Here is an 18,889-nt window from a genome sequence, read left to right as displayed (position 1 = left end):
TCTTGGAACCCGGCGGCTCGGCAAGGCGGCGCGATCCTGCTCGCCGCGCTCGTTCTGGCCGCTCCGGCCGCTCACGCGCGCGAGAACGTCTCGATCAGCCGCGACTGGCGCTTCACCAAGGGGGATCCGGTAGACCTGCAGGAAGATCTGCGCTACGATGTGCGCCCGCCCATCGAGGATGCCGATGACGGCAAGCTCGCCGACGCCCGTCCCGACGCTGCGGTCGCGGTGGACGATGCGGGCGCCCGCGTGCTCAAGCCCTGGATCCTTCCCAGCGCCAACCCCTTCATCAAGGATCCCGCGCGCCATCATGTCCGCCCGGCCGGCAATCCAGGCGGGTCGGTCGCCTATGTGCAGGCGGGCTTCGACGACAGCGCTTGGCAGAAAGTCGACCTGCCGCATGACTGGGCGATCGCCGGCCCCTTCATCAAGGACGGTCCCTATGGCGGCATGGGCCGCCTGCCCAGCTGGGGCATCGGCTGGTATCGCAGGAGCCTGGACATCCCCGCCAGCGATCGGGGCAAGTCGATCTTCCTCGATGTCGAAGGCGCGATGTCCTACGCGACCGTGTGGCTCAACGGGCAACTGGTCGGCGGCTGGCCCTATGGCTATAACAGTTTCCGCCTGGACCTGACGCCCTATGCGGTGCCCGGCGGCCGCAACCAGCTCGCCATCCGCCTCGACAATCCGCAGGCTTCGGCGCGCTGGTATCCGGGCGGCGGCCTGTATCGCGACATTTTCCTCACCACCACGAACAAGGTCCATGTCGGCCAGTGGGGCAGCATTGTGCGCACGTCCCAGGTCAGCAAGGAGAGGGCAAGCATCGACGTCAGCCTGACGATCGACAATGACGGCGATCGCGCGGCGCAGGTGGAGGTCGCGACCAGCCTCTACGCGCTCGACGCGGCCGGCAAGCGCACCGGGCGCGCGGTCGCCAGCATCGCGCGGCAATCGGCCAGCATCGCGCCGGGCGGCAAGGCGGTGCTTCAGGGCAGCACGATCCTGTCCAATCCCCGCCTGTGGGGTCCGCCACCTACGCAAGCGCCCAACCGCTATGTCGCCGTTTCCACCGTGACGCAGGGCGGCCGCGTCGTCGACAGCTATGAAACGCGCTTCGGCATCCGCGACGTGCGGTTCGATCCGGACAAGGGCGTCATCGTCAATGGCGCGCCTGTTCCCCTGCGCGGCGTCAACAATCATCATGACCTGGGCGCGCTCGGCGCTGCCTTCAATGTTCGCGCGGCCGAGCGCCAGCTCGAAATCCTGCGCGACATGGGCGCCAACGCCATCCGCATGAGCCATAACCCGCCCGCGCCCGAGCTGCTGGAGCTGACCGACCGCATGGGTTTCCTGGTCATGGACGAGGTGTTCGACAGCTGGGAAAAGAAGAAGACGCCGCACGACTTCCACCTGATCTTCCCCGACTGGCACGAGGCGGATGCGCGTGCGATGCTGCGGCGCGACCGCAACCATCCCTCCATCATCCTGTGGAGCATCGGCAATGAGGTGGGCGAGCAATATGATGGCGAGGCTGGCGCCCGGATCGGCCGCGAACTGGTCGCCATCGCGCATGAGGAGGATCCGACCCGCCCTGCCACCAGCGCAATGAACTACGCGAAGGCGGACATGCCCTTGCCCGGCGTCATGGACGTCATCAGCCTCAATTATCAGGGCGCGGGCATTCGCGGCATCGTCGGCCAATATCCCGCCTTCCGCGCCGCTTTTCCCGACAAGCTGATCCTCAGCACCGAAACCGCCTCCACTCTTTCCAGCCGGGGCGAATATCTCTTCCCGGTCGCCGGCGCGATCAGCGGACCGGTGCGGCCCTGGTCGGGCGGCAATCCCGATACGCACCAGGTCAGCGCCTATGAACTGCACGCGGCCGATTTCGGATCATCGCCCGACCGGGTCTGGGCCGCGGACGACCAGCATCCCTATGTCGCGGGCGAATTCGTCTGGACGGGCTTTGACTATCTGGGCGAGCCGACACCCTATTATACGTCGCGCAGTTCCTATTCGGGTATCATCGATCTCGCCGGCTTTCCCAAGGACCGCTACTGGCTCTACCAGTCGCGCTGGCGGCCGGATCTCAAATTCGCGCATATCCTGCCTCACTGGACCTGGCCGGGGCGCGAGGGGCAAGTGACGCCGGTCCATGTCTTCTCGTCCGCCGACGAAGCCGAACTGTTCGTCAACGGCAAATCCCAGGGCAGGATCAAGAAGCGCGACTATGAATATCGCTTCCGCTGGGACTATGTGACCTATGCGCCGGGCGAATTGCGGGTCGACACTTGGAAAAACGGGCAGCCCTGGGCGAGCGAGACGGTCCGCACGGTGGGCAACGCGGCTGGCCTGTCGCTGACCGCCGACCGGTCCATCATCGCCGATGATGGCCGCGACCTCGCCTTCGTGACGGTGAAGGTGGTGGACACGGATGGCGGCGTCGTCCCGTCGGCCAAGCCGCAGATCCGCTTCTCGATTGAGGGGCCGGGCGACATCGTCGCGACCGACAATGGCGATCCGACCGATCTCACCGCCTTTCCGTCAGCGCAGCGCGCGGCCTTCAACGGGCTGGCGCTGGCGATCGTGCGCGCCAGGCCGGGCGAAGCCGGCCGGATCGTCCTGCGCGCCGAGGCGGAGGGGCTGGAAAGCGCACAGGTCGTCGTAACGAGCCGCTGAGCCAGCCGCCCTGCGAGGAAGCATGCGGAGCCCGGCCGAGCGGCTTCTCCGCTCGCCGGGCTTGTAGCCGTTCAACGCTGGGCCATCTGCACGGTGGTCTTGTGGCTGATCGTCAGGCCGACCTGGGCCCATTCCGCCTTGCTGCGGCAGTCGGTGTGCGGCACCAGCGATCCAGGGCGCGCTTCGCGGAAGCAATAGCTGTCGGTTTTGGCGTCATAGCTGACCTTGGCCCGGCCGAACGTGCCTTCGGGCTGTCCCAGCGCCGGGGTGGCGAGCGCGGTGAGGGCGATGGCGGAAACGATGACGATGCTCTTCATGACGAAATCTCCTTCCCTGATGTCTGTCACGACCCTTGGTGGATCGTGTCATTCGCTTTGCAGGGGCTGTGCCAACACCGCGGAAAGCGCGGTTTTCCACGGCGCTGGTCGCGAACAGCCCGATGGCCGCGCGCGATTGATACCGACTGTTGGGAATTCTTGCCCACTAGTGGGAAACCGGCCATCGCTACCGGCATCAGCGCAGTGCTATTCGCAAAAATGCTGCAATGAGGAGAAACAGCTTTAAGGTTGCGATTGAGACGGATTCGCATTAGCGGAGCGCCCAACGAGAAAAGGGGACTCACATGCGCACTATCGCGACGCTCACCGCCATGCTTCTGTCCGGCACCTCGATGCTGGCGCACGCCCAGACCGCGCCCGAGGCGGAGCGGGACTCCGACGTCATCATCGTGACCGCCACCGGTCGGTCCGCCGCCATTTCCACCACGAAGAGCGCGACGCCGATCATCGAATCGCCGCAGGCAATCTCGATCATCAGCCGTGAGGAAATCGAACTGCGTGCTTCGCCCAGCATCGCCGATGCGCTGGCCTATACCGCGGGCGTCCAGGCCGAATCCTTCGGCATCGACAGCCGCGTCGATGAAGTGTCGGTACGCGGCTTTGGCGCCGGCGGCTTTTCGTCCAACAATAATTTCGTCGACGGCCTGCGCCTGCCCTCGGGCGGTCAGTGGACGCGGCCGGGCTTTGATTCCTACGCGCTGCAACAGATTGAGGTGCTCAAGGGCCCCTCTGGCGCGCTCTATGGCCAGACCGCGCCGGGCGGCGTCGTCAACATCGTCACCAAGCGTCCGACCGACGAATTTCAGGCCGATTTCATGCTGCAGGGCATCGGCACGACCGACCTTAACAACTGGAATTATCAGGCGGCGGCCGACATCAGCGGCCCGATCAGCTCCACCCTCTCGGCCCGGCTGGTGGGCCTGTCGCGCTATGGCGACACACAGGTGGAGGATGTGAAGATCGGCCGGCGCTATATCTCGCCCAGCATCAGCTGGAAGCCGACCGACCGCACCAGCTGGACGATCTTGGGCCAGTATCAGCGCGACGAGGGCGGATCGACCTTTCAGTTCCTGCCCGCGCTCGGCTCGCTCTACAAGAGCAATGGCGGCTATATCGCCAATGACGCCAATCTGGGCGAACCGGGCTGGAACACGTTCGATCGCAACCAATATCTGATCGGCTCCTTCTTCTCGCATCAGTTCAATGATGCGATCACCCTGCGCAACAACAGCCGCTACACGCATCTCGACACCATCTATCGCGTCGTCGTGCTGTCGGGGAATACGCTCACCACTTGCCCGGCGACGATCGCCGGCTGCATCCCCGGCCAGACGATCGGCCGCCGCGCGGTGCAGGGCGTGGGCGAAAGCGACGGCATCGCCACCGACACGCAATTGGAAGCGAAGGTGACAACCGGCCCGATCGAACATACGCTGCTGGCCGGATTCGATTATTTCCACACCGAATGGGAGCATTATCGCGACCTCGTCGCCTCCTCCCGGGTGCTGCCGCTGCTCGACATATTCGATCCGCAGCCGCGCGGATCGAGCAGCTATGCTGCCAATTTGTCCCCGCAAGTCTATACTGAAACAGTCAGCAGTCAGAAAGGCGTGTACCTTCAGGACCAGATCAAGATCGGCCGTCTGCGGGTCACCGTGGGCGGACGGCAGGACTGGGCCAAGGACGACACCTATAATCCGGTCACGGACCTGCGCTACATCACCAAGAGCGACGCCTTTACCTGGCGCGCGGGCGCGGTCTATCTGTTCGACAATGGCCTGGCGCCCTATGCCAGCTATGCCGAAAGCTTCCTGCCGCAGGTCAGCGATCCGTCGACCAGCCTGACAGGCGAGCCGTTCAAGCCGACGACCGGCCAGCAATATGAAGTGGGCCTGCGCTATCAGAGCGGCGACAACATCTATGTGACGCTGGGCGCTTACCAGATCACGCAGCAGAATATGACGACGCCCGCGACCCTGGCCGACCTGCCGGCCGGATCGGACGAGGCCGACCTGCTCTGCGGCACGTCGACCTGTATCGTTCAAACTGGCGAGGGCCGGGTGCGCGGCATCGAATTCGAAAGCAAAGCGACCCTGCCTTGGGGCATGGCCGTCATCGCCACCGCGACGCGCAGCGACAGCAAGGTGACGAAAAGCAACACCGCCGGGCAGGTCGGCAACGAACTGCCGCAGGTGCCCGAATGGATGGCATCGCTGTTCGTCAACCAGACGATCGAGGCCGGGGCGCTTGCTGGCCTCGGCTTCGGCGGCGGCGCGCGCTACACAGGCAAGAGCTTCGGCGACACCGCCAACAGCCTCGCCATTCCCGATTATACGCTGTTCGACCTGTTCGTCCGCTATGATCTGGGCCGCAGCCTGCCGGCCCTGGAGGGCGCGACCCTGTCGCTCAACGCGCGCAACATCGCCGACAAGCGCTATGTCGCGACCTGCACCGCCGTGTCCGCCTGCTATTATGGGCAGGGGCGCAGCCTCACCGCGCGCTTGCAGTTCCGCTGGTAAGCCGGCATTTTCTCGCCTTGGGGAGGGGGAACGAATGAAGAGGATGAGCGGGCCAAGGGCCAAGGAGAGGACGGCATGATCGGCGCGATCCTGGGCGGCCTGTGCGCTGCGGTCGCCGCTGTGCTGCTCTACCTGGCCGCGCCCCACCAGAAATGGGGGGCGCTGCCCTGCCGGCCCGGGCTGCTGGGCTGGGCCGGCGCGCTGTTACTGGCGCTGGGGACGATGCTGCTGCTGGGCTGGGCTGGTCCCGCCACCGCCATCTTCATCCTGCTGACGATCCTGATGACGATCTGGTCGGTGGTGCCGATCGCCATCGCCTGGCGCCGCGGCGCGCCGGAGGGGAAAAGATGAAGGCCCCGGTCGCTCCCCCAGCGCTCCGCCGCCCATTGTCGAGCCGCGACTGGTTCGGCAAGACGGCCGCCGCCTTCATCCTGGGCTTCACCCTGGCGCTGGGCTGCGCCGGGCTGTTTCGCATCGCCGCTGGCATCCAGGACGCCTTTTTCTCGACCAAGGGGCAGTTCGCCATGTGGCTCATGGGCCCGATCTGGGCGCTGACGCTCAGCTTCTGCTTCCTGTTCCGCTCGTCGCTGCGCGCCTGGCTCTGGCTCGCCGCCGCCAATCTGCTGGTCTGGGCGCCGGTGCTGCTGATGGGAGGGCTGGGATGATGAAGCTGCCGACCGATGTCGTGAAAATGTACAAGGAAGTCCATGGCTGGGTGGGCATCCTCTCGGGCCTGTGCCTCTTCATCGCCTTTTATGCGGGGGCGCTCACCATGTTCGAGCTGCCGCTGCAGCGCTGGGCCTCGCCGCCGCCGGCGCTCGCTCCCGCGCCGTCGCTCGATCGCACGCCTGGACTGGTGGCCAAGGCGATCGCCGCCCATCCCGAAGCCGCCAAAGGCTATGAAATCCATCTTCGCACCGACGCCGCGCACCCCGCCCGGATGAGCTGGACCGTGCGCGATCCGGAGGATCATCATGGCGGCACCACTTATTATGCCGCGCTGGCGCCCGACGGCGCGCTGCAGGTGGTGACGCAGGGTCCCTCGGAGGTCGCGCAGCTGATCGACGTGTTGCATCAGCAGGTCGGCTTGCCCTTCGATCATGAAATCTCCATGCCGATCATGGGCGGCATCGCCCTGCTGTACGTGATAGCTCTCGTTTCCGGCCTGGTGGTGCTGCTCCCCAGTCTGGTGAGCGATCTGTTCGCGCTGCGCATCGGCCGCAACGTCAAGCGCATGTGGCTCGACCTGCATAATGTGCTGGGCCTTTTCAGCCTGCCTTTCCACATCATCATGGCGCTCACCGCCGTTGTCTTCGCCTTCCACGACCAATTCTATGGTGCGCAGGGCATGGCCTTTGGCGGCGGCGAGCGCGGCGGCCGCCCAGCCATGGCCGCGCCGGCAGAAGGGCCACCGCCCGCCGCGCTGACCCCGGCGCAGATCGTCGCGCGCGTGCGCGAACAGGCGCCCGGCTTCACCCCGCAAACGCTGGTCTATGGAAGCGGTGGCGGCGGGCTGCCGGCGCTGCGGGTGCAGGGCAGCGACGATCGCTATGGTGTGCGCGCGCCCAGCTACGGCATGGCCGGCGTCGATCCGCAGACCGGCGCGATCACCGGGACCGATTATATGCCCGGCATGCAGGATGGCTGGTCGGCGACGATCACCAGCTTCTTCGCGCTCCATTTCGGCAATTTCGGCGGCGCGACGATTCGCTGGGCCTATTTCCTGCTCGGCCTGGCCGGCGCCTTCCTGTTCTACACCGGCAATCTTCTCTGGGTGGAATCCCGCCGCAGGAAGGAGCGCAAGGGCGGCGCTGTCGACCAGACGCGCGCCACCCGGATATTGGGCGCGTTGACGGTCGGCGTGCCGCTCGGCTGCGTTGCCGGTATTTCGGTGACGCTGGCGGCGGCCAAGCTGCTGGGCGGTCATGCCAGCTATGGCATGCACAGCGCCATTTACTATGCGCTGTTCCTGCTGGCCACATTCTGGGCGCTGGCCCGGGGCGCGGCGCGCGCCGGTGCCGAACTGTCGGTGCTGGGCGCGGTGGCGATGCTGTGCGTGCCGCTCGCCAGCCTGATCGCCGGCGCCGCCTGGTACGACGCGCCCGCCCTGATGCTGGTCGACGGAGTCGCGCTGCTGCTGGCGGTGGCCCTGCTCTGGTCGGCGAAGGCGGCGCGGCACCGGGCGCGCACCGGCCCGCGCGACAGCGTCTGGTCGGATCGGCGCGAGCCGTCTCTTGGCGCGCCCGACACGGCGCCGGTGGCGGGAGAAGCCTGAAGGTTGTTCAGCGCAGAGCTCCTCCGCCGTCGCGGATCGTCGCGTCCAGTCCGCGGGCGCGCAACCGCGCTTCCAGCTCCTTGAGCGCTTCATTCCTGTCCTGTGCGTCGGCGCCAAGGTCGATCAGCACCGACAGGCCGCCTTGCTGTGCGTCGAGCCGCACATGTTCGGCGCGCCACTGGTCGCCCGGCAGGCTGAGGAGGGTAGAGGGGGACGACGGCCGACCGGCATCCATTCGCTGCGCCCACATCTGCGCGCTCGCCGCCTCCTGCGCGGCCGCGCCGGCATGGGATGTCGCGACCGGCGCGACCTGCGCCTCGCCGGTCCGCTGAAGTTGAGGCGCGAGCGCCTGCCCCGCCTTGTCCTCGCTCGAACCCGGCGTGGAGCCATGCCTTGGCCAGCCCATGATCTGCGGTGACAAGGCCAACGGCACGGCGGTAGCCGGCGCAGGCGCCGCCTCGTCCGCGCTTTTTCCCTTGCGCATCGGCTTGCCCTCGCCGCCGCCCTTCCTGGCCTTGCGCGCCAGCAGGCTGCGAAAGCTCTCTGCCGCTTCGGGCCCGGCTGCGTCCTTGGCGGTCGTGTTCGCCCGCGAGCCTGTCCCTGTGTCTATGCCCGTGCGCAGCGCCGCCGGCTGCGGCGTTGCCGGAGCGATCGCCGCGCTCATGCCAGCATCGCCGGGACGGGGGCAGGGCGCAGCTCGTCCTCGGCGCGGCGGCCAATCTGCCGCTGCCAGCTCTGCACCGCGCGTTCCAGTTCCTGCAGCATCGCGTCATGCCGCGCCTGCGCGCGCAGCCATTCGCGCTTCAGCCGGTCGGCCAGCGCGCGCGCCTCGGCCAGCGCCGCGCCGGCCTGCGTCCGCAGCAGCTGCGATGCCTCGGCCCGTGCGGAGACGGCCTGGCAATGCAGCTGGACCAGCGGGTCGCAGGGCTGGCGCAGCCGCTCCATCATCGCCGCCGCCCGGCTCGCCAGCGCGTCGGCGCAGGCGCGCGCCGCCTGCTCCTCCTGCGCCTGTGCGGCGGCGATCGCCTGACGCGCGGCCGCGACCTCGTGCGCGCACCGCTCCAGGTCGCGCTTGCGCAGCCGGACGATGGTCTTGAGCTGGTCGATCTGGTCGCTCATCATTCAAATCCTCTCAGGATGGTGCGTGTCATCGGCAAGGGCGCCGGTTCATGAGTCGATTGCCGCAGGAATCCGTTCAGTTCGTCGCGCCGCGCGATGGCGCGGTCCGCCAGCGCATCCTGCCCCGGCTTATAGTCGCCGACCTGCAGCAGCAGCTCGATCTCGTCGAGCTTGGCGAGCATCGCGCGGAAGGAGAGGGCGGCGCGGCGCTCGCCTTCCTCCATCAACTGCCCCGTCAGCCGGCTCTGGCTCACCAATATGTCAATCGCGGGATAATGGCCGCGCGCCGCCAGTTTGCGCGACAGGATGACATGGCCGTCGAGCAGCGATCGCACTTCTTCGCCGACCGGGTCATCCTCCTCATCCTCCAGCAGCACCGTGTAGATGCCGGTGATCGCGCCGCGCGCGTCGCACCCGCCCCGTTCGAACAGGCGCGGCAGTTCGGCGAAGACCGAAGGGGGAAAGCCACGCCGCACCGGCGGCTCGCCCGACGCGAGGCCGATCTCGCGCAGCGCGCGGGCGAAGCGCGTCACCGAATCCATCAGCAGCAGGACATGCTTGCCCTCGGCCCGAAAGCCCTCGGCGACGGCGGTGGCGGCATGGGCGGCGCGCGCACGCTCCAGCGCCGGGCGGTCGGATGTCGATGCGATCACCACCGATCGCGCCAGTCCCTCGCTGCCCAGATTGTCCTCGATGAACTCGCGCACTTCGCGGCCCCGCTCGCCGATGAGGGCGATGACGATGACGTCGGCCTGCGCCTGCCGCGCCAGTGTGCCCAGCAAGGTGCTCTTGCCGCCGCCCGCAGCCGCGAACACGCCGATCCGCTGCCCGCGCCCCAGCGGCAGCAGCCCGTCGATCGCGCGCACGCCCGTTTCCACCTGCCTGTCGATCCGCTGGCGCTCCATCGGATTGGGCGCGGCGGCATAGAGGGGCTGGCTCGCCGGCGTCTCGACCGGCGGCAGCCCGTCGAGCGGTTGCAGCCGCGCGTCCAGCACCCGGCCCAGCAGCGCGCTCGACACCGGCACCCGGTCTTCGCCCACGCGCACCATCACTTCGGTTTCGCCCGACAGGCCGCGCAGGTCGCCCATCGGCGACAGGATCGCTTCATGTTCCGACAGGCCGACCACCTCGGCCAGCAGCGAATGGCGGCCCGTCGGGCTCGCCAGCTCGCAAATGTCGCCGATGCGCACGGTGACGCCGCTCACGCGGATAGCGGTGCCGATCGCGCCGCGCACCTTGCCGCGCTGCTCGAAGCCCGGCCCTGCCTCCAGCGTGTCGAACAGGGCGGACAGGCGCGTGTCAGAGCGCATCGGCCACCTCCCAACGCGCGGCGAAGGATTGTATCTGCACGCCCACATCGGCGACGATCCGACCGTCGGGTGCCGTCAGGCGGCACTGGTCGTCGGCCAGACCTTCGCGCGCCCGCACCGCCACTTCGACCGATGAGGGCCGGTCGGCGAATGCGCGCGCGACATGCGGCTGCATCGCGGGGGACACTTCGATCAAAATTGGCCCTCGCGACCCCAGCGCCTCGACGGCGCGGCGGGCGATGCCGGTCATCCTGTCCTCGGCGGGCAGCGCGCCGACCATCTGGCGCAGCGCCGCCAAGGCCAGCGCGGCGACATCCTCGTCGCGGCGGACGGCATCGGCCTGCGCCTGTGCGGTCAGCGTGGCGATCGCCTCGGCGAAGGCGGCGCGGCCTTCCTCTTCGCCGGTGCGCCGGCCCTGCGCCGCCGCAGTGTCGCGCGCTTCCGCCAGCGCCTGCGCCTGTCCGTCATGCCAGCCGCGCACCGCGCTCAGCAGCGCGACGGCGTCGGTGATCGGCGCACGCTCCTGGTTGCGCAGCAGCGGCCTGTCGCTCGCCAGCAGGCTGCGGCCATCGGCGTGGATCAGGTGAAAGGCCATGCGTCCAGTTCCTTCAGAAGCGCTTCGGCCTGGCCCATGCGCTGGCGTGCTTCGGCGTCGCTCGCCGCCGCGCGCAACAGGCGGTCGGCCGCATGGGGCAACGCCTCGACCGGGGGCAGGGGATCGCGACCGCCATCCTCCAGCGTCCACAGCCGCTCCAGCACCGGCGCGCCCACCAGCATGGCGTAGCCGCGCAGGCGCGCGCCGTCGATCAGTCGTCCTAGCGCCGATTGCGCGCCGATCAGCAGCGCGACGGTCGCGACTCGTTGCTGCCGCGCCGGGTCCAGCGCCGGCCATCGCGGCAACGCGCGCAGCGTCGCAAAGTCCGGCCGCGCTGGGCGACCCAGGCGCGCGCCGCGCGCCATCGGCCAGCCGCCATGACGCGCCACCTGCGCCAGTTCGCGCCGCCCCGCCGAACCGCTGCTCATGCCTGCTCGCTCTCGACCCGCGCCGGCACCGCGACGGGGCGCCGGCGACGCCAGAACAGGGTGGCGAGCCCGCCCAGCCCGACCAGCGCCAGCAGGATGCGGCTCGCCCAGCTGTCGAAGCTCGCCACCAGCATCGACTGTTGGGGCGGCGGCGCAGCCTGGCTCGGCACCATCACCACCGACACCTTGTCATAGGCCAGCCCTTCGATGCTGTTGGTCACCAGCGACTTGATCGCCCCGGTCTGGCTGCGCAGGTCATAGCCGGGCTGATATTTGACGAAGATGGCGGCCGATGCGGGCTTGACCTTGTCAGACAGGGGGTCGGCCTCCGGCATGGCGAGATGGACGCGCGCCTGAACGACGCCGTCGATCTCGCTCACCGTGTGGCTCAGCTCCTGGCTCAACCCGTAGATCAGCCGCGCCCGTTCCTCCACGGGTGAGGAGACGAGCCCCTTCTTCTCGAACAGCGACCCCAGATTGGCGAAATCCTCGCGCGGCAGGCCCTTGGCCCGCAGCAGCTGAATCGCCGTGGAAAAATCGTCGGGGCTGACGGCCACGGCCCACTGGCCGTCCTTGTCCGCTGATTTGGCGGCGTCGATATGCGCGTCGCGCAACGCCGCGATCATGTCATTGGCCTGATCCTCCTTCAACTGGCCGTAGATTTCCTGGCTGCCGCACCCGGCCAGCGCCAGCGCGGCGATCAGGGCGAGGCCCGACTGTCCGATTCTGGGGATCACCGTCTCTCTCCTCTCCGCTTCAGCCCTGCTGGCGGAACAGCTGCTGCACGCCTTCCGAGCTGCGATTGGCGATGTTGGACGTCAGCTGGCAATGGAACATGAATTCCTGGCAGCGCATCGTCAGCTGGACGACCTCGCCCGGCGTCAGTTCGCCGCCCGTGCCTTCCACCGACCGGGCATAGTCGGCGACCGACCTGGCTTCGCCATTCACCTTGTCCAGCGTGCCCAGCATGCCGCGCACCGCCGGCGACATGTCGGTGCCGCCGATATGCTCGGTCGCCGCGACCTTGAGCGACGCCGCGAAATCGGCCGCCGCGTCCTGCCCGGCCTGCTGGGGCATGGCCGGCGCCAACTCCACCTGCCGGGCGGGGATCGCCGACTGCGCGGTGACGGGATCGACCGTCATTGCTTGCGCGCCATGGTTTCGAGCGCCTTGGACACGCTGTCGATCGAACTGTGCGAGCTGTTCGACAGGAAGCTCATCTTCATCGCCTCGGCGGTCAGCATGGTGATCTGCGACGGATTGTCGCCGCCTTCATTGGCGATCAGGTCGGATTTCTGTTCGATCGTCGCCGCCTGGCGGTCGAGCGCCTTGCCCCAGGCGGAGGCGAAGGCTTCGAACCAGTTGCCGGGCGCGTCGTCCTGGCGCATGCGCGCGCCGGTCAGCGGCGTACTGGCGAGGGTCGCCATGTCGGCGCGGGAAATGCTGTCGGTCATGTCCAATCTCCTTATGTGGGTCTTCAGGGGGTGATGCGTTCCATTCGGCCGTCCTTCTCGAAGGTGACGGCATTGGGGGCGACGGACACCAGATGATGTCCGGTGGGCAGGGTGGCGCCCGGAAACCAGTGCGACCCGTCGGCGGTCACGATATGGGCGGGATCGGCGACGATCGTCGCCAGCCCCGCGCCGCTCTGGGTGAAGAAGGATTGCAGCGGGCTCGCGTCCAGGCTGTCGTCGACGCGGAAGCCCACCTGCCGCACGGCGGGCAGGTCCTTGCGCAGCTCGGCCCTCACCTGCGCCTGCCGGTCGGCGGGCATATAGCCCGCACGCACGACCAGCGCGCCGGGCTGGGCCGGGCTGACGCGCGCGGCGACGCCCTTGCCCTGCAGGATGTCGGTCGCCGCGCTGGCGAGTTGCGGCCCGGTCTGCGCATCGACGATCACGCCGTCGCCATGCTGCGTCGCGAGCGCGCGCAGCCGCGCCAGCTCCTCCTCGTCGCGCACCACGCCGCCGATGCTGAGCGCGCCGCCCGGCGCCTCGCCGACCGTGACGCCGCTGAAGCCCGCCTGCCGCACGGCGCGATCCAGGGCGGCCTTGTCGCCGCTTTGCCCAGCGACCAGCGTCCCCAGCGGCTCGGCCGCCGCGACGCACAGCAGCCCGGCGCAACCCGCGCCCAACGCCAGCCGCGCCATCTTGCGGTCGATCCGGCCGACCTGCGCGCGGCCCATATCCAGCACCCGATCAATGAGGCGCGGCGCCTGCAACGGCCCGACCGCAACGCCGCAGGGCGTATCGGCGATCTTGCTCGCATCCTCCCAGCGCGGCGACACCGGCGCGCCATGCGCGACCAGATATTCGCCCAGGCGAAAGGGCAGATAGGCCGGCAGCACCGCCTGCTCGCCCGCCGCCAGCGTACGGCCCAGCAATTCCACCTGTCCCTGCAGCACGCGCAGCTGCGCGGTGTCGGGGTTGAGCTCCAGCTCGATCGCGCAGTCGCGCGTACCCGCGCCGCGCAGCACCACGTCATTGGCCAGGCCATGGCCGATGCTGACCCGCGCGCGCCCGTCGAGCGGGTAGGCCTTGCCGGCCAGGCGGCCCGACAGGAGTTTGAGCACGCGGTGCGCGACAGCGGCGCCGCGCGGCATGTCGATCCCACGGATCGTTGCAGCGGTCATTGCAGGCTCTCCATCTGCAGGCGGGGCGGGGGCGGGGACGCGGGCGCGACGCCGAACCTGGTCGGCATCGGCGCGGTCATCGTCGGCGTGTCCAGCCGGGTGATGCGGGGCGAAATCAGGAAGAGCCGCTCCACATGCTGGCGGCGCTTCGATCGCGACTTGAACAATTCGCCCAGCACCGGGATCTGCCCCAGCACCGGAATGGCGGTTTCCGCGTCCATGTCGGAATTGACGGTCAGGCCGCCCAGCAACAGGCTTTCGCCTTCGGCGATCAGCGCCTGGGTGTTGACGCTGGCGCGCTCCACCACCGGGATGCGGTCGACCGTGCCGTCGAGCAGCGCGCCATCCTCGACATTGACGACCATGCGGATGCGCGGCTGGCCATTGTCGACCAGCACATGCGGGTTGACCCGCAGCACCGTGCCCGCGGTCACGTTGAACAGGTCGACCTGCCGGTCGCCCGCGACGCGGACATAGAAGGTGCGGGTGCGGTCGAACACCGCCTCGACATTGGACAGGGTGACGAGCTGCGGCCGCGACACCACCTTGGCCGCGCCCTTTTCCTCCAGCGCGCTAATGCGGGCGATGAACTCGTTGTTGGCGCCGATGATGCCCGAAAGCGACAGGCCGCGATTGACGCTGCCGGTGTTCAGCGCGTCGGTCAGCGGATTACCCGTGCGCCGGACGATGTCGCCGCCGAACAGCGCGCTCCAGTCGCCGCTCTGGAAGCGCCAGTTGATGCCAAGCTCGCGCAGCCGGTCGACATTGATGTCGATGATCGTGGCTTCCAGCTCCACGATCTGCGGCGCGACGTCCAGCGACCGCACCAGCCCTTCATAGGCGGGCATGTTTTCGGGCCGGTCGCGCACGATGACGGCGTTGAGCGAAGGATCGACGGTGATGCGCGGGCCGACCTGCGGCACGGGCTGGGCCTGGACCACGATTGGTTCCTGGCCGGGCAGGCCCAGATAATCCTCCTCGTCATTGTCATAGGGGGTGGAGCGCGACGCGTCGGGGGAGACGCTGTCCAGCCCCTTGCCCATCAGGCGCGGTACCGACTGGCGCACCTGCTGCGCGCCATAGCTGCCGCCGACGGTGCCGATCGGCAGCCCGTCGCCCATCACGCGCGCGACGATGGTGGCGACGCCGGGCACGCGCACGTCGCGATCGCCCGTGCGCAGTGTCGTGTCGTCGGCGCGGGCGTAGCGCAGGTAGAAGACGCGCAGTTCATAGGGATCGATGCCGCCGGGCGTCAGCGGCTGGGCGCGGCCGGGCGCGATCGCGGCGACCGGCGGCCGCTCGCGCACGGCGGTGCGGGGCAGGGCGCTGGCGATCTGCTGCACCTGGTCCAGGAAACGGGGCACGCCGGTCGCCAGCACGCTTTCGGCCGATGTGATGCGCACCCGGTTGTTGCCGTCGCTCAACCGCCCGCGCGTGACCGCGCCCGACAGGTCGGCCGCGCGCCCGGCCGCTACGCTCATCGTGCGGCTCTGCACGTCATTGGCGCTGTAGACGGTGACGACCGACCCGTCATAATAGGCGATCAGGTTAAACGCGCTCGCCACCTGCCGCCAGATGTCGGCGGGCATGCCCGAAAAGTGGCCGTTGATCTTGCCCGACACCGTGCCGTTCACCGCGACCCGCAGGCCTGACGCGGCGAAGAACTGGTTCAGGAAATCGACCGCCGGCTGGTCGCGCGCGGTGATGTTGACCTTATTGTCGCCAAAGGGCGGCTCGGCGGCCTGCAGCGCGGGCGTGGCGCAGGCCAGCGCCAGCGCACAGGACAGGCGCAGCATCCGCCTCATGCCGCGGCCTCCATCGGCGCCTGTTCCTCGATCGCGTTGGGCGTCCGGTCGAGCGTGCCGACCACGTCCAGCGGCAGCGCGGGCGTCAGCTCATTGTAGCACAGGATTGGCAGGCCGAAGAGGTCGCCGGCGGTCAACTGCCGCAGCGGCCGGCGCAGATCATAGGCGGTGACGATCGCCCGGGCGCCGCATTTGGCGGTTTCGCTGCGGATCATGCCGATCAGCGTGCGCGCCTGGTCGGGCGGCATGGCGAGGTGGGCGACGCCTTCCACCGTCTGCAGATTGTCGCGGAAGAAACGCTCCAGCCGGCCGCCCACGACCAGCACGGGGAATCGACCGTCCGCCATATGGGGCGCGGCGATATAGCGGCGCAGCGCCACCCGGGTGCGGTCAGCAATGGGAACCGCATTGCGTTCCGACTGACCGATTTCGGCGATGGCTTCCAGCACGTCGCGCAGATTCCGCAAACAGACCTCCTCTTCGGCAAGCAGGCGCAACACTTCGGCGATGCGCGGGGATGACACGGCGCGCACGACTTCCTTGACCAGGTCGGGATAGTCGGCGCCCATGCGGTTGAGCATGGTGGTGGTTTCCTGCAGCCCCAGGAAACGGGCCGCATTGCGGCGCAGCAGCGCCTCGATCGCCGGCGCGATCGCCTCCTCGGACGGCCCGTCGACCTCGCCCGATCCGACCGGCGCCTCATAGGCGCTCAGCGTCCAGCGCGGCCGCTCGCCCTCGGGCAGCAGCCGGGTCGTGACTTCGCCCGCCGGCATCGGCAGCCCCAGCCGCGCCTGCACGGCCTCGATCACCAGCACGAAACGGGCGCGCAGCCGTTCGGCCTGCGCCGCGTCGAGCGCGGGCGCGGCGATCTCCAGCACCAGCGGCCGCACCGGGCGCGGCGCTTCGGGTTGCGCCGCCAGCGTTTGCGGCAGCGGCTTTTCGCCTTTGTCGAAACGCGCCGCCTTGCCCATGATCCAGGCGTGCGACACCGGATGCTGCCACGCCGCCGCGCTGCCCAGCGCACAGGCGATGCCGATGAAGACCGCAGCGGGAAATCCGGGGATCAGCGCCATCAACAGGCACAGGATTGCGGCGGGCGCCAGCACCTTGGGCTTGCTGCCGATCTGCTGCACGATCGCCGGACCCAGGCTCCCGTCGCGGCTTTCGTCCGTCGTGCGGGTGACCAGCAGGCCCGCCGCCATGGCGCTGAACAGCGCCGGGATCTGCGCGACAAGCCCGTCGCCGATGGTCAGGATCGAAAAGACCTGCATCGCCTCGCCCGCTTCCATCCCGTGGGAAAAGACGCCGACGGCCAGGCCCCCGACCAGGTTGATCAGCACGATGACGATGGAGGCGATGGCGTCGCCCTTCACGAACTTCATCGCGCCATCCAGGCTGCCGTGCAGCTTGCTTTCCAGCTCCAGCGTCCGCCGCCGCTCACGCGCCTCGTCCTTGCCGATCAGCCCGGACCGCAGGTCGCTGTCGATCGACAATTGCTTGCCGGGCATCGCGTCCAGGCTGAACCGCGCCGCCACTTCCGCGACGCGCTCGGCGCCCTTGGAAATGACGATGAACTGCACGACCGTGATGATCAGGAAGACGACCAGCCCGACGATCAGATTGCCGCCGGCGACCATCTCGCCGAACTGCTGGATGATGTGCCCGCCCTCGGCCGTCGTCAGGATCATGCGCGTGGTCGCGATCGACAGCGACAGGCGAAACAGCGTGGAAAGCAGCAACACCGTGGGAAAGGTGGAGAAATCGAGCGGCTTGGTGATGTGCAGCGTGGAAAGCAGCAGCAGCAGGCCGATGGCGATATTGGTCGCCACCAGCATGTCGATCATGATCGTCGGCAGCGGCAGGATCAGCAGCGCGACGATCGCCACGACGGCGACGATCAGCATCAGGTCGGCCGGGCGCACCGCGCCGCGCGGCAGGCGGGAAAGCAGGCTGGCGGCCATCAGCGCGCCGCTCCGCCGCGCAGCGCGGCATAGCGCGCCATCACCTTGACGACATAATCCTGCGTCTCGCGATAGGGAGGAATCTGGTTGCCATAGCGGGCCACCGCGCCTTCGCCGGCATTATAGGCCGCCAGGATCAGGTCGAAATCCTTGCCATAGCGCTTCTGCAGCGATTTCAGCAGCCGCGCGCCGGTTTCGATATTGGTGGCCGGATCATAGAGTGCGTCCTGCGCGACGCCGAAGCGCGCGCCGGTGCCCGGCATGATCTGCATCAGCCCGCGCGCGCCCGCATGCGACAGCGCGCTGGCGCGATAGGTCGATTCGGTGCCGATGATCGCGTGCAGGAACAGCGGGTCGATGCGGTGGGCTGCGGCGGTCGCCTGGATATGCGGGTCGAAATCCGGAACGAAGCCGGCGATCTTGATCGGACGGTCCAGCATGGCGCTGACCCGGCGCGTGCCCGGCGGCGGTTCGGCCAGCGCGGTCTTGCCGCGGCGGCGCTCCGCCTTCTTGGGCTTGTCTTCCTTGACGCCGATGATGCGCGCCACGTCGGGGGTCGTGCTGATCGGCGCGCGCGGAGCGACGACGATCCGCGCCGCACAGCCCTGCAACGCCATATAGCCGTTCGTGGTGCCGCCATCAGCGACGCGCAGATTGGCGTTCAGCGGACAGGACCGGAAATCGATGTCCCGCCAACTGACATTATCCTCGGCACAGGCGATGCCGCCCGCCGACGAACATGCGAATAGAGTCGCAATAGAAATATTGCGAAAAATTGCGATTGCCATCCTGACGATCTCCTATCTGGTGACGTCCACACACCAAATTCTCGATCAGTCTAAGTCAGTAGTAATCTAACGGTATTTTCGTGATATACTTGCGCTTGTCCGCCCGAAAAGCGGCGGTTTGGCGGGGGCTTTGTTGCGCTACAATGTCGGGGAAGCCACTGTAACGAGACAGGCTGTGGCCGAGAGGCGATGAAGCGAAATCACTTGGTTAATTGCTATGGAACCGTGACAAATCAATCACATAATCGTTACGACTAGATGAATTACCATGTCGAAGTCGAAATATCTTCGAAGATGAACGGCTCGTCCCAATTCCGTCATTGAGGGTTGACGAAGCGACACTTAATCTAAACTTTTACTTGGGTCCACACACGCACTTCATGAAGCTGTTCTGCCTCGGTTCCCAGTAACTGCCGCACAGCTTCTTCCAGGTTCATGCC

At 67.9% G+C, this 18,889-nt stretch carries 18 protein-coding genes; 5 read left to right on the top strand and 13 right to left on the bottom strand.

Annotated features, from left to right (window positions below; all coding sequences use genetic code 11):
- The first annotated feature begins 36 nt into the window (after window positions 1-36).
- The gene (galB, locus tag ACGGKE_RS15725; protein ID WP_394443128.1) at window positions 37-2,679 is read left to right on the top strand and encodes a beta-galactosidase GalB; all 2,643 of its coding nucleotides are present in this window, start codon (window positions 37-39) and stop codon (window positions 2,677-2,679) included.
- 71 nt (window positions 2,680-2,750) lie between these two features.
- On the opposite strand, the gene ACGGKE_RS15720 is transcribed toward galB, so the two are convergent.
- Entirely contained in the window at window positions 2,751-2,996 is a 246-nt protein-coding gene (locus tag ACGGKE_RS15720; protein WP_394442892.1) for a hypothetical protein, read from the bottom strand.
- A gap of 353 nt (window positions 2,997-3,349) precedes the next feature.
- Here ACGGKE_RS15720 and ACGGKE_RS15715 point away from each other — a divergent pair, with 353 nt between their 5' ends.
- The 4 genes from ACGGKE_RS15715 (at window position 3,350) to ACGGKE_RS15700 (ending at window position 7,811) form a co-directional block, all read left to right on the top strand.
- Window positions 3,350-5,536 carry a TonB-dependent siderophore receptor gene (locus tag ACGGKE_RS15715; RefSeq protein WP_394443126.1) on the top strand — a complete coding sequence of 729 codons (2,187 nt, stop codon included), beginning with the start codon at window positions 3,350-3,352 and terminating at the stop codon, window positions 5,534-5,536.
- Window positions 5,537-5,611: 75 nt separating this feature from the next.
- Window positions 5,612-5,887, top strand: a complete 276-nt coding sequence (locus ACGGKE_RS15710; protein ID WP_394442890.1) for a hypothetical protein — start codon at window positions 5,612-5,614, stop codon at window positions 5,885-5,887.
- Window positions 5,884-6,201 carry a hypothetical protein gene (locus ACGGKE_RS15705; RefSeq protein ID WP_394442887.1) on the top strand — a complete coding sequence of 106 codons (318 nt, stop codon included), beginning with the start codon at window positions 5,884-5,886 and terminating at the stop codon, window positions 6,199-6,201. The genes ACGGKE_RS15710 and ACGGKE_RS15705 overlap by 4 nt, the downstream gene beginning before the upstream one ends.
- Window positions 6,198-7,811: a PepSY-associated TM helix domain-containing protein gene (locus tag ACGGKE_RS15700; protein ID WP_394442884.1), complete on the top strand. Its 1,614-nt coding sequence runs from the start codon at window positions 6,198-6,200 to the stop codon at window positions 7,809-7,811. The genes ACGGKE_RS15705 and ACGGKE_RS15700 overlap by 4 nt, the downstream gene beginning before the upstream one ends.
- A 7-nt stretch (window positions 7,812-7,818) precedes the next feature.
- Here ACGGKE_RS15700 and ACGGKE_RS15695 read toward each other — a convergent pair whose 3' ends face one another.
- From ACGGKE_RS15695 to ACGGKE_RS15640, 12 genes are read right to left on the bottom strand one after another with little or no spacing between them, the layout of a single operon-like run.
- On the bottom strand, window positions 7,819-8,475 hold the full coding sequence (locus ACGGKE_RS15695; RefSeq protein ID WP_394442881.1) for a hypothetical protein: 657 nt from the start codon (window positions 8,473-8,475) through the stop codon (window positions 7,819-7,821).
- Window positions 8,472-8,933, bottom strand: a complete 462-nt coding sequence (locus ACGGKE_RS15690; protein WP_394442878.1) for a hypothetical protein — start codon at window positions 8,931-8,933, stop codon at window positions 8,472-8,474. Before ACGGKE_RS15690 ends, ACGGKE_RS15695 begins: the two co-directional genes overlap by 4 nt.
- Window positions 8,930-10,240 carry a FliI/YscN family ATPase gene (locus ACGGKE_RS15685; protein WP_394442875.1) on the bottom strand — a complete coding sequence of 437 codons (1,311 nt, stop codon included), beginning with the start codon at window positions 10,238-10,240 and terminating at the stop codon, window positions 8,930-8,932. The genes ACGGKE_RS15690 and ACGGKE_RS15685 overlap by 4 nt, the downstream gene beginning before the upstream one ends.
- Window positions 10,230-10,835 carry a hypothetical protein gene (locus ACGGKE_RS15680; protein WP_394442872.1) on the bottom strand — a complete coding sequence of 202 codons (606 nt, stop codon included), beginning with the start codon at window positions 10,833-10,835 and terminating at the stop codon, window positions 10,230-10,232. The genes ACGGKE_RS15685 and ACGGKE_RS15680 overlap by 11 nt, the downstream gene beginning before the upstream one ends.
- Window positions 10,820-11,263, bottom strand: coding sequence for a hypothetical protein (locus ACGGKE_RS15675; RefSeq protein WP_394442869.1), 444 nt, complete (start codon window positions 11,261-11,263; stop codon window positions 10,820-10,822). The genes ACGGKE_RS15680 and ACGGKE_RS15675 overlap by 16 nt, the downstream gene beginning before the upstream one ends.
- On the bottom strand, window positions 11,260-12,000 hold the full coding sequence (gene sctJ / locus ACGGKE_RS15670; protein ID WP_394442866.1) for a type III secretion system inner membrane ring lipoprotein SctJ: 741 nt from the start codon (window positions 11,998-12,000) through the stop codon (window positions 11,260-11,262). The genes ACGGKE_RS15675 and sctJ overlap by 4 nt, the downstream gene beginning before the upstream one ends.
- Before the next feature lie 19 nt (window positions 12,001-12,019).
- Window positions 12,020-12,406 carry a hypothetical protein gene (locus ACGGKE_RS15665; protein ID WP_394442863.1) on the bottom strand — a complete coding sequence of 129 codons (387 nt, stop codon included), beginning with the start codon at window positions 12,404-12,406 and terminating at the stop codon, window positions 12,020-12,022.
- Window positions 12,403-12,717 carry a hypothetical protein gene (locus ACGGKE_RS15660; RefSeq protein ID WP_228165277.1) on the bottom strand — a complete coding sequence of 105 codons (315 nt, stop codon included), beginning with the start codon at window positions 12,715-12,717 and terminating at the stop codon, window positions 12,403-12,405. Before ACGGKE_RS15660 ends, ACGGKE_RS15665 begins: the two co-directional genes overlap by 4 nt.
- 23 nt (window positions 12,718-12,740) lie before the next feature.
- A complete protein-coding gene (locus ACGGKE_RS15655; RefSeq protein WP_394442860.1) occupies window positions 12,741-13,895 on the bottom strand; it encodes a hypothetical protein in 1,155 nt (384 codons plus the stop codon).
- Entirely contained in the window at window positions 13,892-15,700 is a 1,809-nt protein-coding gene (gene sctC, locus ACGGKE_RS15650; RefSeq protein WP_394442857.1) for a type III secretion system outer membrane ring subunit SctC, read from the bottom strand. Before sctC ends, ACGGKE_RS15655 begins: the two co-directional genes overlap by 4 nt.
- The gene (locus tag ACGGKE_RS15645; protein WP_394442854.1) at window positions 15,697-17,661 is read right to left on the bottom strand and encodes an FHIPEP family type III secretion protein; all 1,965 of its coding nucleotides are present in this window, start codon (window positions 17,659-17,661) and stop codon (window positions 15,697-15,699) included. The genes sctC and ACGGKE_RS15645 overlap by 4 nt, the downstream gene beginning before the upstream one ends.
- Window positions 17,661-18,449, bottom strand: a complete 789-nt coding sequence (locus ACGGKE_RS15640; protein WP_394442851.1) for a lytic transglycosylase domain-containing protein — start codon at window positions 18,447-18,449, stop codon at window positions 17,661-17,663. Before ACGGKE_RS15640 ends, ACGGKE_RS15645 begins: the two co-directional genes overlap by 1 nt.
- Window positions 18,450-18,889: the final 440 nt, after the last annotated feature.

The organism is Sphingobium naphthae, assembly GCF_043589935.1.
Classification (GTDB): Bacteria; Pseudomonadota; Alphaproteobacteria; order Sphingomonadales; family Sphingomonadaceae; genus Sphingobium; species Sphingobium naphthae_A.
The sequence above is the reverse complement of the archived record's forward strand: the minus strand, read 5'-3'. Positions and strand labels throughout refer to the sequence as shown.

Coding starts and splice junctions, on each gene's coding strand:
- ACGGKE_RS15720 (WP_394442892.1), bottom strand. CDS start 2,996: ATGAAGAGCATCGTCATCGTTTCCGCCATCGCCCTCACCGCGCTCGCC.
- ACGGKE_RS15715 (WP_394443126.1), top strand. CDS start 3,350: ATGCTGGCGCACGCCCAGACCGCGCCCGAGGCGGAGCGGGACTCCGAC.
- ACGGKE_RS15710 (WP_394442890.1), top strand. CDS start 5,612: ATGATCGGCGCGATCCTGGGCGGCCTGTGCGCTGCGGTCGCCGCTGTG.
- ACGGKE_RS15705 (WP_394442887.1), top strand. CDS start 5,884: ATGAAGGCCCCGGTCGCTCCCCCAGCGCTCCGCCGCCCATTGTCGAGC.
- ACGGKE_RS15700 (WP_394442884.1), top strand. CDS start 6,198: ATGATGAAGCTGCCGACCGATGTCGTGAAAATGTACAAGGAAGTCCAT.
- ACGGKE_RS15695 (WP_394442881.1), bottom strand. CDS start 8,475: ATGAGCGCGGCGATCGCTCCGGCAACGCCGCAGCCGGCGGCGCTGCGC.
- ACGGKE_RS15690 (WP_394442878.1), bottom strand. CDS start 8,933: ATGATGAGCGACCAGATCGACCAGCTCAAGACCATCGTCCGGCTGCGC.
- ACGGKE_RS15685 (WP_394442875.1), bottom strand. CDS start 10,240: ATGCGCTCTGACACGCGCCTGTCCGCCCTGTTCGACACGCTGGAGGCA.
- ACGGKE_RS15680 (WP_394442872.1), bottom strand. CDS start 10,835: ATGGCCTTTCACCTGATCCACGCCGATGGCCGCAGCCTGCTGGCGAGC.
- ACGGKE_RS15675 (WP_394442869.1), bottom strand. CDS start 11,263: ATGAGCAGCGGTTCGGCGGGGCGGCGCGAACTGGCGCAGGTGGCGCGT.
- ACGGKE_RS15665 (WP_394442863.1), bottom strand. CDS start 12,406: ATGACGGTCGATCCCGTCACCGCGCAGTCGGCGATCCCCGCCCGGCAG.
- ACGGKE_RS15660 (WP_228165277.1), bottom strand. CDS start 12,717: ATGACCGACAGCATTTCCCGCGCCGACATGGCGACCCTCGCCAGTACG.
- ACGGKE_RS15655 (WP_394442860.1), bottom strand. CDS start 13,895: ATGACCGCTGCAACGATCCGTGGGATCGACATGCCGCGCGGCGCCGCT.
- sctC (WP_394442857.1), bottom strand. CDS start 15,700: ATGAGGCGGATGCTGCGCCTGTCCTGTGCGCTGGCGCTGGCCTGCGCC.
- ACGGKE_RS15645 (WP_394442854.1), bottom strand. CDS start 17,661: ATGGCCGCCAGCCTGCTTTCCCGCCTGCCGCGCGGCGCGGTGCGCCCG.
- ACGGKE_RS15640 (WP_394442851.1), bottom strand. CDS start 18,449: ATGGCAATCGCAATTTTTCGCAATATTTCTATTGCGACTCTATTCGCA.